We start from the raw sequence: 13,782 nt of genomic DNA on the forward strand, positions 1-13,782 counted from the left end.
ACAATTAGAAATTACTTGTTCTCGGCGCTTTCCGGAATCTCGGAGCGATACATATCCGCACCCAGAGCAACAAACTTCTCTACGAGCGTCTCATAGCCGCGCTCGATGTTCTGCACCTGCTCGACCTCGGTAACACCCTTGGCTGCCAGACCAGCGATAACCATCGCCGCGCCTGCGCGCAGGTCGTGTGCACGGACCGGAGCACCATTCAGCTCCTTGACGCCCTCAACAACCGCGATCGCGCCATCCACATGAATGTTCGCACCCATGCGGGTCAGCTCCTCGGTATAGCGGTAGCGGCTGCCCCAGATCCCCTCGGTGATGATGCTGGTGCCCTCTGCCAGACACAGCGCCGTTGTCATCTGCGGCTGCATGTCGGTCGGGAAGCCCGGATACGGCAGAGTCTTGATGTTGGTCTTGGTCAGCTTGCCCTCGCGGCGAACGAGCACCGCATCGTCAAACTCGGTGACCTCAACGCTCATCTCGCGCAGCTTTGCGGTGATGCACTCCAGATGACGCGGAATAACATTCTTCACCAGAACCGAACCGCCGCAGGCTGCAACGGCTGCCATGAAGGTGCCCGCCTCGATCTGATCCGGAATGATGGAGTAACTGCCGCCGTGCAGGCTCTCTACACCGCGGATCTTGATCACATCGGTGCCGGCGCCCTTAACATCCGCACCCATTGCATTCAGGAAGTTCGCCAGATCGACAATGTGCGGCTCCTTCGCGCAGTTCTCCATAATCGTCTGACCCTTGGCCAGAACGGCTGCGAGCATGATGTTCATGGTCGCGCCGACCGTAACAACGTCAAAATAAATATGTGCGCCGTGCAGGCCGTCCTCGGGTGCCTCGACCCGGATGTAACCGCCCTTGGGCAGCGTTACCTTTGCGCCCAGAGCTTCAAAACCCTTGATGTGCTGGTCGATCGGACGGACGCCGCCGAAGTTGCAGCCGCCGGGCATTGCTACCTCGGCAAAGCCATACTTGCCGAGCAGCACGCCGAGCAGATAGTAGGATGCGCGCAGCTTGCGCTCCAGCTCGTGCGGCTTGAGACTCGGGTTCTGCGTATTCTGGATTTCCACCGTAGTGGCGTTGATCTGGCGGATCTGCGCGCCCAGCTCACGCATGATCTCCATCTGCAGCGTTACATCAATGATCTTGGGCACGTTTTCAAGACGAACCGGGCCATCTGCCAGCAGAGCCGCCGGAACGATTGCGACCGCTGCATTCTTTGCGCCGGAGATGGTCACCTCACCATTCAGCGTCTTGCCGCCGTTGATTACATACTTTGTCAATCTACCTACTCCTCACTAAGCCTTGGCGCGGAAATCTCCGCGTTTTTCTCCGAATACTGTATCTTATGTCAGCGAATGACTGTCCGTGCCGATCCTCTTTGCAGGCAGCTCCGACAGCGGCTAAACCCATTCGCGTAAAATCTCACTAATACATTTTACCACAATTTCAGATAAAGAAAAGCAGTTTTTCAGTTTTCTTCACCGATAATCGTCTTTTTGTCACAATCCACCAAATATTCGCCTGTTTCGGTGTCAATCTTCCAAGTAGGTGTAAGACGAATACGGCGGCTGCTGTCGGTTTGCATACGATAACCGGCCGTCATCGACTCAATCTTACCGGTTTCGCCGCTTTCTGCGGCAAACTGCAGCAGAGCATCTGCTGCGCTGCAGGTAATGCTGATGCCGTTCGCGGTGGTGTACGGCGTGCCGAAGCTCCACAGTCCGACGAGCGACACCGAGCCGTCTCCGGCAGAAAAGTCCAGTGTCAGCCGCCGATTGTGCACCGGCAGTCCGGCGACCGAGCCGGTCAGCGTAACTACCGTGTCCTCCGCCGTCCAGCCGGCCTGCTCGGCCTGAAAGCCCCACCGGCTGCACAGTCGGCGCGCCTGCTCGAGCGCTTCCGATGCGGAAGTCGGCGCAGATTCAGTCAGCGTATAGTCCGCCTGCACATTGCCGTCCGCCTGCCACTCGAGCGTGCCCCTGTCGCTCTCAAAGCGCACCGTGCCGTCCTCCTGCTCGGTGCGTTCAGCGTGTTCGCCCAGCATGGCGGCTGCGATTTTTTCCTCATCTGCGCGGCTGCGGTCGAGCGACAGCTCGGGCAGCGTGATGTCCTCCGGAAACGAGAACGCCGTATCCAGCTGCATTCCTCTGGCGCTCACCAGCGTGCGCAGATTGGCCTCAAGCTCACTCGTTCTCCGGTGGCTTTGCCAGCCGCGTACCGCCAGATTGCCCAGCAGAAACAGGTTGATCGTAAGCAGTATTGCGATCAGTATATTTTTGACTTTATCCCATTGCAAGCGCTCTCATCTCCCTTCTGCGGTCACTCTGCCGCATTTTTCAGATAGAACCGGCTCGGTACATACTGTCCGTCCTGTGCCCGGTAGGCTGCCATCAGACCGCGTTCCGCGCCGGAGGCTCCGGCTGCCGCCTGTTTTGCGGGCATGACCGTGCGTTTGCCACCGGTCGGCTGAAATTTCTGCAGCCGAATCGTTGCCGTGCGCAGCGCACTGCCATCGAATACGAAGGTTGCAAAGTCCGCGTCACCGAGCACCGGCACGCCGCTGTACATCTGCAGAAAAATCAGTGTGGTCTGCTCGCTGCTGCGCTCCACCGCGTACAGCGACGCATGCGTATCCGTATCGCCCGCTCGCTGCGCCGCATCGAGAATCAGCCGGGCGCAGTCCAGCTGTGCATCCAGCGCCGCCGCATCCGTGATATCGCTTTCGTCATAAGCGCTCACCGTTGCCGAGCCGTCCGTGGACGCGTACTGCACCAGACCGGACGCATTCAGCCGCAGCGTGCTCGTATCATCGAGGAACACGCGGACAGTTCCGTCCTGCTCATTGTAAAAATCCGTGTAGGCCGTGTAGCCGAATGCACCGAGCAAATCCTCCAGTCCGGTGCCGCTCTGTGCGGCAAACAGGTTGATCTGCGCCGGTTTCAGCACCGGAAGCGACAGCGCCTCGCTGTCGAACAGCAGCGTTTCCGGATAGACCGCGTACGCATCTCCCGCAAAGCTGCATGACAGACCGCGGAAGTTCTTCTGTGCCTCCCCGAGCGCATTCTGCGAGACCGCTGCATCCGCAGCATACAGCCTGCCGTCTGCCATGCGGACAAACAGCCGCTGCACACCGGCGGCATACACCAGTGTTTCGACCTGCAGGCGGTCATTATCCTTCCACGAGCCGCCCAGCCAGCCCGCAATAGACTGCATCGGGATCGCACCGTGGTAGCGCAGCAGCGCACAGCTGCCCGACCGCAGAGCCGTGCACAGCTCACTCTCATCAGCCGGCCGCAGCCCCTCACCTGTGAGCGCCTGCGACCACAGCGAACGCGTTGCCGTGATGCCGGCGTCAATATCGGTCAGATTGTACTGCACGCCGTACAGCTTGCCGTCAACGGTCAGCGCCATCTGTGCCGGATCCGCCGCCGAAACACCGGAGGACCGTATCTCATAGCCCACCGCACCGCCTACAAAGCGGTCGTGCAGACGGCGGAGTGCGCTGTCTGCGGGCATTTGCGCAATGTTCAGACCCATCAGCCAGTTTACCGCGCACAGCACGCCCATCAGTCCGCACAGCACCAAAAGCGAGATATTCTTTGCTGTGTTCTTCGCTGAGCGTTTCGCACCTCTCATACCTTATCCTCCCTGCCGTGTGGCTTGAGGTCGGTCGGAAGCGTGATCGTCACGGTCGTGCCCTTGCCGTATTCACTGGTCAGAGCGATCTTGCCCTCGTGCTGCTCAACGATCTCCTTGGCGATCGCCAGACCCAGTCCGGTGCCGCCAGCGGCACGCGAGCGTGCCTTGTCCACGCGGTAGAATCGCTCAAACAGGCGCGGCACATCGTCCGCCGGAATGCCGACACCGTTGTCCTCAACTGTGATGCGCACATGGTTTGCGCCTGCGCGCTTTGCCGCCAGACGGATCCTGCCGCCCGAAGGCGTGTACTTGACCGCGTTGGACAGAATATTGACCACAACCTGCTCGATGCGTTCCCTGTCACCGACCATTGGCGGCAGGTCCGGCTCGGTCTCAATGCGGATCATGTGACCGCTGTCCTCAGCGGTCAGCTTCATGGCATTCGTCACCTTTTTCAGCAGATCGGACACCGAGAACCGCGTCATACGCAGCTCCATCCGTCCGTAATCCAGCTTGGAAAGCGTCAGCAGATCGGTGACAATACGCGCCATGCGCTCGCTCTCGCTCGAAATAACGCCCAGAAACTGCTTTTCCATGTCAAGCGGCAGCTCTCCGGCGGCATCGAGCAGCGTTTCGGTGTACGAGCGGATGTTCGTCAGCGGCGTGCGCAGCTCGTGCGACACGTTTGCCACAAACTCGCGGCGTGCGTCATCCAGACGGCGCTGCTCGGTGACATCGTGAATGACCGCGATGACACCGCCCTCGCCATCCAGTGCGCCGTAAGGCGCCAGCGTGACGGACAGCACGCGCCCAAATCGCGTAATCTCGTTCGTAAGGAAGCTGCGCGAGACGGTTTCGTCCGTGTCCGGCATGTCCAGATCAGCGAACATCTCATCAAAGCTCAGCTTCTGCTCCACACGCACGCCCAGCAGATTTTCGGTTGCCGGATTCATGTGGATGAGCGTGCCGTCGGTCGTAAAGGCGGCTACGCCGTCGGTCATGTGCAGGAACAGCGTGTTCAGCTTGTCGCGCTCTCCCTGTACCTCGCCGACCGTGTTTTTCAAACGGTGCGCCATGTAATTGAACGAACGGGTCAGCTCGCCAATCTCATCCGACGACTGCACGCCGAGGTCCTGATCGAAGTTGCCTTCCGCGATTGACCGCGCACCCTCAGTGATGCGCTCGATCGGTGTGGTGATGGTTTTGCTGAGCAGGAAGGACAGCAGGATCGCCGCCAGCAGGCCGAACATCATCGCCTGCATGACAATCTGGAAGAACCGCCACGACAGGTCGGAAATCTCCCGCTTGTTGTCCGCGATATACACGATGTAGTCCACCGCACCGTCGCCGTTCTTGTCCAGCGGCACCGCAATGTCCATAATGCTGTCGGACACCGCCGAGCGCGTTCCGGTCTCTCCTGCCATTGCGGCAATGACGTTGCTCGTGCGGGTGACGGATACATTCGGGTTGGAGCCGTCAAGAAAGCCGCCCTCACTGTCGAGAATGGCATAGTTGCGGTAATCGTCAATGCCGAGTCGGCTCTTGTGTGCATCTATGATGGTTTTCAGACCATCCGTGCCGGGTTCGGCAGCCGCCTCCTGCATGGAGCGGATAGTGTCGGTCGTGAACACCGCCTGCATCTGCTCATAAAAGCTGTTCAGATAGAAGGTGTTGATACTGTTGATCAAAAACGTGCCGACCACCGCCATAACGGATACGATCAGCAGCACCAGAATCAGCACCAGTTTTCTGTGTAGTGAACGGAACATAGCTTACTCCCCGTCAGCAAAGTAATATCCCATGCCTCTTTTTGTGATGATGTATCTGGGACTTGCCGGTTCATCCTCGATCTTCTCGCGCAGACGGCGGATCGCCACGTCCACCGCACGCAGGTCGCCGTAGTAGTCATAGCCCCAGACCTGCTCCATCAGCTCCTCACGGGAGAAAACCCGTCCCGGAGCAGCGGACAGGAAGCACAGAATGTCAAATTCCCGCGCGGAAAGCTCGAGCGGATGGCCGTTTTTGTACACCATGCCGTTGTCCTTGGATACACGCAGACCGCCGCCGGACGGCGCTTCTGCCTTTTCCCTGTCCTCTCCTGCGTAGGTACGGCGCATGTTCGCCTTGACGCGCGCCATCAGCTCACGCATAGAGAACGGCTTGGTGATATAATCGTCTGCACCCAGCTCGAGACCCATGACCTTGTCGGTCTCTTCCTCACGGGCGGTCAGCATGATGATCGGCGTGTCCTTTTCCGCGCGCACCCGCCTGCAGACCTCGAAGCCGTCCATCTCGGGCAGCATCACGTCCAGCAGAATCAGGTCGGGCGCTTCCTCAAGCGCGCAGCGCAGACCTTCCGCGCCGTCATACGCCGCAAGTGTGTCGTAGCCCTCGCGCTGTAAATTGAATACCAGAATGTCTGAAATGGCCTTTTCGTCCTCAACCACAAGGATTTTTTTCTTATCCAAACCCTTTCCTCCTCTGCACTCTCCAATCTCCACTCTTATCTTAGTAAAGATTCTTCAGCTTTGCTCTATACATAGCCGCCACCGTTTTGGCATCGCGGATCTCGTCCCGCTCGATCATTTTTTCTACCTCTGCGATCGGCAGGCGCACGACCTCGACAAATTCGTCCTCATCCGGCTGCATTTCTCCTTCGGTCAGGTCAAGCGCGGCAAACAGGTAGGTCACCTCGGTCAGAAAGCCGGGAGACGGATAGATCGCGCCGAGCGGCACGATGCGTCCGGCGGTACAGCCGGTCTCCTCCTTCAGCTCGCGGATGCCGCATTCCTCGGCGTCCTCCGGACCGTGGTCCATCTTGCCGGCGGGCATTTCGAGCAGCTCGGTATCGAACGCATAGCGGAACTGCCGCACAAGAATAACGTTGCCGTCCTTGTCGATCGGCAGCACGCCGACACCGCCGACGTGCTCACAGACCTCGCGCGGCGCGGTCTTGCCGTTCGGCAGCGATACCTCGTCCACACGAGCGGTCATGATCCTGCCTCTGAACTTATATTCGCTGGAAAGCTGTTTTTCTGTCATATCCATAGAAAATTCTCCTTAATCGGCTGCATTTACACAGCGCAGGATATAGGCGGTCTCCGGCGGAACGGATACGATCAGACCGTCCGGATCGGCGTACGCGAAGCCCTCGCCGCTGAGCAGGTCGAGCGCATACAGCGCATCAATTTTTGTTTCCACATACTGGTGTCCACGGTTGACCGCGATCACCAGACGCGAGTCTCCGCTCGTGCGCTCATAGCGCAGCAGTGCACCGGCTGTCGTGTCGCTGAACTGCAGGTCGCCGTCCGCAAGCGTCTGTTCCTCGGCACGGATTTCGCACAGCTTACGGTAGAACGCAAGCAGCTCCTGGTTTTCGTGTCCCCACGGGTAGGTCTGGCGGTTGAACGGGTCCTCGAAGCCCTGCTGCCCTGCCTCATCACCGTAGTAAATGGTCGGCGAACCCGGCATGGTGAACTGGATGACCGCCGCCATCCGCAGGCGGCGCAAGGCGATTTCCAGACGGTCCGGCGGCAGCTGATAGTGTGCGCGGCCGTTTCTGTCCATCTTCCACTCGTTCTCGGTTACGCCGAGAAGGGTGAGCGCACGCGCGGTGTCATGCGTACCCACAACGTTCATCAGGTTGTAGAACACGTCCCGCGGGTAGTTTTCGCGGATGCACTCCATGCTCTCCGCGAAATGCTCGGCCGTGCCGCCGTTCAAAAAGCCGAAAATAGCGTCTCGCAGCGGGTAGTTCATAACCGAATCCAGTTCGCCGCCCTGGAAATAGCGTCGGCGCTCGGAGTACGAGATTTTGTTGGACGCATCCTCCCACACCTCACCGATGATGAGCGCATCGGATTTTTCCCTGCGGGCTGCCGCGTTCAGCTTCTGGATGAAGCTGTCCGGCAGCTCGTCGGCAACATCCAGCCGCCAGCCGGACGCACCCAGCCGCAGCCAGCGGCGGACTACGCTGTCCTCGTCCTCGATGATGTAATTCTGATAGCTGCCGTCGGTCTCATTGACCTGCGGGAGCGTGTAGATGCCCCACCACGAGCCGTACTCGTTCGGCCAGTTGTGAAAGTCGAACCAGCTGAAATACGGCGATTCCTTGGACTGGAACGCGCCTACGCTGTCGTAGTGACCGCGAGCGTTGAAATAGCGGCTGTCGTAGCCGGTGTGATTGAACACGCCGTCCAGTACAACGCGCATGCCGCGTCTGGCGGCTTCGCTGCACAGCGCACGGAAGTCCTCTTCACAGCCGAGCAGCGGGTCGATGCGCTTGTAATCGCCGGTATCGTAGCGGTGATTGGAATACGCCTGAAAGATCGGATTGAAATAAATGGTGGTAACGTGCAGGCTCTCCAGATAATCCAGCTTGGCGTATACGCCAAGCAGCGTGCCGCCGAAAAAGTCGTTGTTGAGGATTTCGCCGTGCTCATCCGGCAGATAGACCGGAATATCGTCCCAGTTCTGGTGCAGCACACGCTCGACCACGCCTTCACTCTCCGGCTGCTCGGGTGCCTTGTCGCGGCAGAAGCGGTCCGGAAAAATGTTGTAGGTGATGCCCTCACCGAACCAGCGCGGCGTATGGTACTCGCCGTCGTACACGGTCAGCTGGTACTTATCACCGACCGCCTCGAGCAGCTCCGCCTGACCGCCGTAGCCGCGTGCACAGTAGTGCAGACCATCCGCCAGCTCCACCGAAAAATAATACCAGTACAGACCGGGATGCGGCGGCGTATAGGTTACCGTATACCGATCATGTGAGCCTTGATAGCCGCACCAGTGCAGCGGATGGGACTCGGCCTGACAGCCATCTTCCTCAATCCAAAGGGTAACCTGCAGCGCGCCCTGTGCCCGCTGCGGATAAACAGAAAACTCGACCGCCTGCCCTGCCGGTACCGCGCCATACGGCTTCTTGCATGCAGCGCTGCGGGAGTGAAACATACTATCAGAAATGCGATTCACGCAAGCTCCTCCAAACATATATCCTCTTGCCAAATCATACCTTACCATTATATCAGCAATATTGGCGGTATTACTTTTAGTATAGCACAAAACCGCAGAACGGTAAACAAAAGCTGTCGCACGAAAGAAAAGAAAAACCGGTTCAATACAAACTTTTCAGGCGCAAAGCAAAGAGCTGGCTCCAACGGAGTCAGCTCTTTGGATCCGGTTTTGATTTTAGCCGAGCAGGTTCAGGATTTCTTCCTTCGGCATAGCGCCGACAGCCTTATTGGCAACCTCGCCGTTCTTCATCACGATCAGGGTCGGGATGGAGACAATGCGGAACTGCATGGACAGCTCACCCTGCTCGTCTACATTGATCTTGCCAACCTTGATGTCGTCACGCTCGTTTGCGATCTCGTCCACGATCGGCGAAACCATGCGGCAGGGACCGCACCACGTTGCCCAGAAATCCAGCAGGACCGGCTTGTCCGACTTCAGCACTTCGTTCTCAAAATTTTCCTTCGTAATGGTTACTACTGCCATATTAAACACTCCTTAGTCTTTCAGCGATAATTCATAGTAAAATGCATACTGCTGCATGACACCCGCAAAGCCTTTATAGCGTTTCAGCGGAAACCCTTTCGGATAGTGTGCGTCCAGCATTTGCCGGATATGCGTATCGACCGGAAACGCGTCGATGTGATGCAGCGCAAACAGACAGATACACTCCGCAACCTTGATGCCGACACCGGTCAAGCGCAGCAGTTCGGCCTTGGCGCGGGCGTAATCCATGTGCCGGATAGCTTCCAGATCGACCTCACCGGACGCGACCTGCCGGGCCGCAGCGCAAATGTATTTGGCGCGGTAGCCGAGCCGCACCGGCGCAAGGTCCTCGGGCGTGCACGTCGCCAGACGCTCTGCCGTGGGAATGCTATTGTATACCTGTTCACTCTTATTATAACAGATTTCCCCGAAAAGGGAACACAAATTTTCGACACACTTGGTAATCCGCGCGATATTGTTCTGCTGCGAGATGATAAAGCATAGAATAGTTTCCCACAGATCCTGCCGCAGAATACGCAGTCCACCGCCGTATGCAACGGCGTTCTGCAAATAGATATCACGTTTGGCAACTGCGGCTTTGCAGCGGCCGTAGTCCGCATCCAGATCGAAATACGGCCGCCAGATGGCGTTAAACTCGTCTTCATCGCAGTCGAACCGTACGGTCCGGCCGTTCTGCTGAATATTCAGCAGGTGTGTGCCCGCAATCAAATCGTACGACTTATCCCCAACCCTGTGGAAGCGGAAGCACTGACCGGAGCTTGCGATCTGGTCAATGTCGAAATCGTTCAGTACGCACTCGATCATTGGTGCATAGCCTCATGCTCGCGCACCAGCTCGGTAAACAGGTCGCTCAGCGTCCAGCCGATGTTGTGCTCGGTGACCATGGCTTTGTACGGCACGGAAACACCGTATGCCTTCATTTCACGGAGCAGAATGTCCAGTCTCTTTTCGGTAAAGCCGTCCAGCACCATCATCGGTGCGGAAGGCGCATCTGCAGTCGCGTCAGTCGGCTCAAAGCCCTTGCGGTTCAACAGAAAGCCGACCGTCTGACCGGCAGAGACTGCTTCGACGTTCTTAATCCGCACGCCCATGCGAACGAGCACGGTCTTGAGCGCCGCAGTCTGTTCGCTCGGCTGCGGCTCGAAATATAACACTTTTTCACGGGATGCCGCCATAGTGGAACCCTCCTGTTTTATTCTTATAAGATTGTATACTAATATTATATCATTTCTGTCAAGTCCCCTATTGACAGAAAGTGTGTTCGGTGCTATGCTTATAGTTAGCAATAGCTAACCAATTAAAAAGAGAGGTGCGTATGATACAGCAGACATTGCTTTGGGCGTCCGCAGGCACAGGCTTCACCTTCCTGATGACCACGCTTGGCGCCGCCATGGTATTCTTTATGAAACGGCAGTCCAGCGCTCTGATGCAGCAGATTTTCCTCGGATTCGCGTCCGGTGTGATGATCGCCGCGTCCATCTGGAGTCTGCTCATTCCCGCGATTGACGAGGCCGCGCAGAACGGCCAGCCGGGCTGGATACCCGCTGCAGGCGGCTTTATCCTTGGTTTGTTGCTTATGCTTACGCTGGACGGCTTAATGCCGCACCTGCACAGCGGCGCAGAGCAGGCCGAAGGTCTGCCGTCCTCCTTTCGACGGACAACGCTGCTCGTCCTCGCAGTGACGCTGCACAACATTCCGGAAGGCATGGCGGTTGGTCTGTCATTTGCTCGTGCGGCACAGCATACCGGCAACGCAGGATTGTTTGCAGCGGCAGGCGCGCTTGCCATCGGCATCGGCATTCAGAATTTCCCGGAAGGAGCCGCAGTCGCGCTTCCGCTCCATCAGGAGGGACTCAGCCGCACGCGCTCGTTCGTTTACGGTTCGCTGTCCGGCATTGTCGAACCCATCTTCGGCGTGCTTGTTGTGCTGTGCGCGTCCGCGCTGACACCATTTATGCCGTGGCTGCTGTCCGCCGCCGCAGGCGCGATGCTGTACGTCGTGGTCGAGGAGTTGATTCCCGAGGCACATCTCGGTGAGCATTCGCATCCGGGCACACTTGGTGTGATGGCGGGGTTTCTGGTAATGATGGTGCTGGATACAGCTTTGGGATAATTGAAAATGGAGAATTGAGAATAGAAAATGAAGTTTTCTTTCTCCTTCCCAAAAAACGAAAAGCGTCCCAATGGGACGCTTTTCGTTTTTCAAATAATCCGTGTTTTAACTTTGCCTAATACAGATTATCCTCAATATCTATTATGAATCTGTTTGCAGTAATCAAAATAGACTTGCCGCAATTCCTTCAGATTTTTCTTGCGAATGAGCACCACATCGTCGTTTGTAAGGATAAAGTCCTTATCCACAGCTTTGACGTAGTTCATATTCACAAGGAAGCTCTGGTGGCACCGCAGGAAACACGGAGCCGTCAGTTCCTGCTCAATCTCGCCGAGCTTTTTATATAATGTGTATGTCTTTTGCCCTACCTGATGCAGAATACACTGTGAATTATGGCTTTCCACATACATAATCTCTTCGCGCGGAATGTGCAGCACCTGCGAACGATTCTTGATCGCATATGTATTCTCGACGATATCGGACAGTACGCGGTGCATGGTTCGCTCGAACGTCTTCGGGGTATATGGCTCGAGCAGATAACCGGATGCACCAACTTCAAAGCTGTCCGGTGCAAAATCCAGCGCAGCGGTACAAAATACGATCGTGCCCTTGTAGCCAATCTCACGCAGACGGCGTGCTACGTCAATGCCGAGCGGCGGGTCCATCAGAATATCCAACAGAATAATATCAAACCATCCGCCATCCCCAAGCTCATAATAAAGCGGTTCACCGCTGTCGTACATTTTGTAGGAATAGTCAATCGCATGTGAATTGCAGTAATGACTGAGAAAATCCGCAAGGATATCTCGTTCTAACGCCGAATCATCACAAATTGCGACCCGCAACATGGTTATTGACAGTCCTTTCTCGTCAGTTTTTGTCGAATTTCTTAGCGGTTTCTTAACACATTCTGCCGATTTCACAAGATTCTGTTCCAATTTCACAGAATAGCAAAAACCGCGTGATTCTTCTGATAAAATAAACATGTTCCCAAATGAAGTGGGAACATCAGCAAATATCGACGGAGGAAGCATCATGTTTGTCTACAAAGTAATCAAAAAAAATCACTATTCGCCTGAGACCGGAGCTTATATATCTTTCGGTATCAGTGCTCACGATCCGCAGCACGGACAAACCTGCTTCGTCCCCGATGTGTTCATCGGTGAGCCGGAAGCACGCGCCTTTACAGAACGCTTGAATACGCTTCAGGTGTCGCCCATCCATTTGATTGATGTGATTGAGGACACATTGGGTGTTTAACACGCAGATTACATAAAAATGCCCAGTTCAGAGGCCAGAGAGCGAATTGCCTGCACAATGCCGATGTATTCGGCCGTGACTTCGTATCGCAGTTCCGTGATTTCCTCATCCCGATTGCCGCGCAGCGCTTGCAACAGTGCTGCGCTCTTCTTTTCCAGCCGTATAAAGCCAAAGCTGCGTGCCTGTCCGGTCAGCGTGTGTACCGCTTTGATTGCCGCATCGCGATCGTGCCGACCCAAGGCATCGTTCAATTCCGCGCAGCAAGGCTCGTCCAAAAATCGGATCAGGAATTTCTGTAGCATATTCTCGTTGTAAAAGCGACGGCAGGCTGCTTCAAAATCTCCATCTATCGCTCGATAAAATTTATACAGAGACATATCGACATCTCCCTACAGATATTTTATCATTTCAAAAATCGACTGGCAAGAGATGAAAATAGTTTTCTATCGTCATTTCTCGACAAAGATCGCGTTTTGCAGTAAAAGAAAAACGCCTGATCAAATGATCAGGCGTTTTTATGGAGCTGCTAACCAGATTTGAACTGGTGACCTCATCCTTACCAAGGATGCACTCTACCGACTGAGCTATAGCAGCGAAAGAAAAAACGGCACGATTACGGTACCGTTTTTTGGCGACCCGGATGGGACTTGAACCCACGGCCTCTAGCGTGACAGGCTAGCGCTCTAACCAACTGAGCTACCGGGCCATATTAACTTAATTTGGTGGGCCTTCGGGGACTTGAACCCGGGACCGACCGGTTATGAGCCGGTTGCTCTAACCAACTGAGCTAAAGGCCCATATAGGGAATCGACTTTACCCTGCCGTCACGATAAAGTGACGGCAAAGCATTGTCTGAATGGCTCCTCAAGTTGGACTCGAACCAACGACCCTGCGGTTAACAGCCGCATGCTCTACCAACTGAGCTATTGAGGAATATCGAGCGGATCTGCGATCCGCAGGTGTAGGCGTTGAGTTATCTTCCCGGGCCGTCGCCAGCCAAGTATTGTCACCGTAAACGAGCTTAACTACTGTGTTCGGAATGGGAACAGGTGTACCCTCGTCACCATTAACACCTACTATTTCGTTGCACATTCCTGTGCAGCTTTGTTATTATACCATACCATCAGCCTGCTGTCAACATCTTTCTTGAAGAAATTTGGTGACCCGTGGGAGAATCGAACTCCCGTTTGCGGCGTGAGAGGCCGCCGTCTTAGCCGCTTGACCAACGGGCCATA

Annotated in this window: 14 protein-coding genes, 5 tRNA genes and 1 rRNA gene; 2 read left to right on the plus strand and 18 right to left on the minus strand. The window is 56.0% G+C overall.

Features of this window, described 5'->3' with window-relative positions:
• Positions 1 to 11: 11 nt before the first annotated feature.
• From IEY11_RS05815 to IEY11_RS05860, 10 genes are all read right to left on the minus strand, one after another.
• The gene (locus IEY11_RS05815) at positions 12 to 1,298 is read right to left on the minus strand and encodes a UDP-N-acetylglucosamine 1-carboxyvinyltransferase (protein ID WP_118729135.1); all 1,287 of its coding nucleotides are present in this window, start codon (positions 1,296 to 1,298) and stop codon (positions 12 to 14) included.
• Positions 1,299 to 1,486: 188 nt separating this feature from the next.
• Positions 1,487 to 2,314, minus strand: a complete 828-nt coding sequence (locus tag IEY11_RS05820; RefSeq protein ID WP_188886052.1) for a hypothetical protein — start codon at positions 2,312 to 2,314, stop codon at positions 1,487 to 1,489.
• A gap of 23 nt (positions 2,315 to 2,337) precedes the next feature.
• The gene (locus IEY11_RS05825; protein ID WP_188886053.1) at positions 2,338 to 3,654 is read right to left on the minus strand and encodes a hypothetical protein; all 1,317 of its coding nucleotides are present in this window, start codon (positions 3,652 to 3,654) and stop codon (positions 2,338 to 2,340) included.
• Positions 3,651 to 5,426: an ATP-binding protein gene (locus IEY11_RS05830; RefSeq protein ID WP_188886054.1), complete on the minus strand. Its 1,776-nt coding sequence runs from the start codon at positions 5,424 to 5,426 to the stop codon at positions 3,651 to 3,653. The genes IEY11_RS05825 and IEY11_RS05830 overlap by 4 nt, the downstream gene beginning before the upstream one ends.
• A gap of 3 nt (positions 5,427 to 5,429) precedes the next feature.
• Entirely contained in the window at positions 5,430 to 6,125 is a 696-nt protein-coding gene (locus IEY11_RS05835; RefSeq protein ID WP_110436083.1) for a response regulator, read from the minus strand.
• A 40-nt stretch (positions 6,126 to 6,165) separates the two neighbouring features.
• Positions 6,166 to 6,705 (minus strand): NUDIX hydrolase, encoded by a 540-nt coding sequence (locus tag IEY11_RS05840; RefSeq protein ID WP_118285006.1) that lies wholly within the window; start codon positions 6,703 to 6,705, stop codon positions 6,166 to 6,168.
• 12 nt (positions 6,706 to 6,717) lie between these two features.
• Positions 6,718 to 8,628 carry a glycoside hydrolase family 13 protein gene (locus tag IEY11_RS05845; protein ID WP_188886055.1) on the minus strand — a complete coding sequence of 637 codons (1,911 nt, stop codon included), beginning with the start codon at positions 8,626 to 8,628 and terminating at the stop codon, positions 6,718 to 6,720.
• Positions 8,629 to 8,844: 216 nt separating this feature from the next.
• Positions 8,845 to 9,153, minus strand: a complete 309-nt coding sequence (gene trxA, locus IEY11_RS05850; RefSeq protein ID WP_116705145.1) for a thioredoxin — start codon at positions 9,151 to 9,153, stop codon at positions 8,845 to 8,847.
• Between the two features lie 12 nt (positions 9,154 to 9,165).
• Entirely contained in the window at positions 9,166 to 9,978 is an 813-nt protein-coding gene (locus tag IEY11_RS05855; RefSeq protein WP_188886056.1) for a DNA-3-methyladenine glycosylase family protein, read from the minus strand.
• Complete coding sequence (locus IEY11_RS05860) at positions 9,975 to 10,349, minus strand: DUF3783 domain-containing protein (protein WP_188886057.1); 375 nt, start codon at positions 10,347 to 10,349, stop codon at positions 9,975 to 9,977. Before IEY11_RS05860 ends, IEY11_RS05855 begins: the two co-directional genes overlap by 4 nt.
• A 140-nt stretch (positions 10,350 to 10,489) precedes the next feature.
• Here IEY11_RS05860 and IEY11_RS05865 point away from each other — a divergent pair, with 140 nt between their 5' ends.
• Complete coding sequence (locus IEY11_RS05865; RefSeq protein ID WP_207727234.1) at positions 10,490 to 11,287, plus strand: ZIP family metal transporter; 798 nt, start codon at positions 10,490 to 10,492, stop codon at positions 11,285 to 11,287.
• A 131-nt stretch (positions 11,288 to 11,418) separates the two neighbouring features.
• Here the strand turns inward: IEY11_RS05865 and IEY11_RS05870 are convergent, their stop codons facing one another.
• Entirely contained in the window at positions 11,419 to 12,135 is a 717-nt protein-coding gene (locus IEY11_RS05870) for a LytR/AlgR family response regulator transcription factor (protein ID WP_188886058.1), read from the minus strand.
• 187 nt (positions 12,136 to 12,322) lie between these two features.
• On the opposite strand from IEY11_RS05870, the gene IEY11_RS05875 reads away from it, so the two are divergent.
• Entirely contained in the window at positions 12,323 to 12,547 is a 225-nt protein-coding gene (locus IEY11_RS05875; protein WP_118564449.1) for a DUF6514 family protein, read from the plus strand.
• 8 nt (positions 12,548 to 12,555) lie between these two features.
• Here IEY11_RS05875 and IEY11_RS05880 read toward each other — a convergent pair whose 3' ends face one another.
• The 7 genes from IEY11_RS05880 to IEY11_RS05910 form a co-directional block, all read right to left on the minus strand.
• Positions 12,556 to 12,924 (minus strand): Hpt domain-containing protein, encoded by a 369-nt coding sequence (locus tag IEY11_RS05880; protein ID WP_118360649.1) that lies wholly within the window; start codon positions 12,922 to 12,924, stop codon positions 12,556 to 12,558.
• Positions 12,925 to 13,065: 141 nt separating this feature from the next.
• Positions 13,066 to 13,141, minus strand: a tRNA-Thr gene (locus IEY11_RS05885).
• A 35-nt stretch (positions 13,142 to 13,176) separates the two neighbouring features.
• Positions 13,177 to 13,253, minus strand: a tRNA-Asp gene (locus tag IEY11_RS05890).
• A 14-nt stretch (positions 13,254 to 13,267) separates the two neighbouring features.
• Positions 13,268 to 13,344 (minus strand) — tRNA-Ile (locus IEY11_RS05895).
• Between the two features lie 60 nt (positions 13,345 to 13,404).
• Positions 13,405 to 13,480: transfer RNA gene (locus IEY11_RS05900), tRNA-Asn, on the minus strand.
• A gap of 27 nt (positions 13,481 to 13,507) precedes the next feature.
• A 5S ribosomal RNA gene (gene rrf, locus IEY11_RS05905) occupies positions 13,508 to 13,624 on the minus strand.
• Positions 13,625 to 13,704: 80 nt separating this feature from the next.
• A tRNA-Glu gene (locus IEY11_RS05910) sits at positions 13,705 to 13,779 on the minus strand.
• Positions 13,780 to 13,782: the final 3 nt, after the last annotated feature.

The sequence above is a fragment of the Butyricicoccus faecihominis genome, from assembly GCF_014648015.1.
Lineage (GTDB): Bacteria > Bacillota > Clostridia > Oscillospirales > Butyricicoccaceae > Agathobaculum > Agathobaculum butyriciproducens.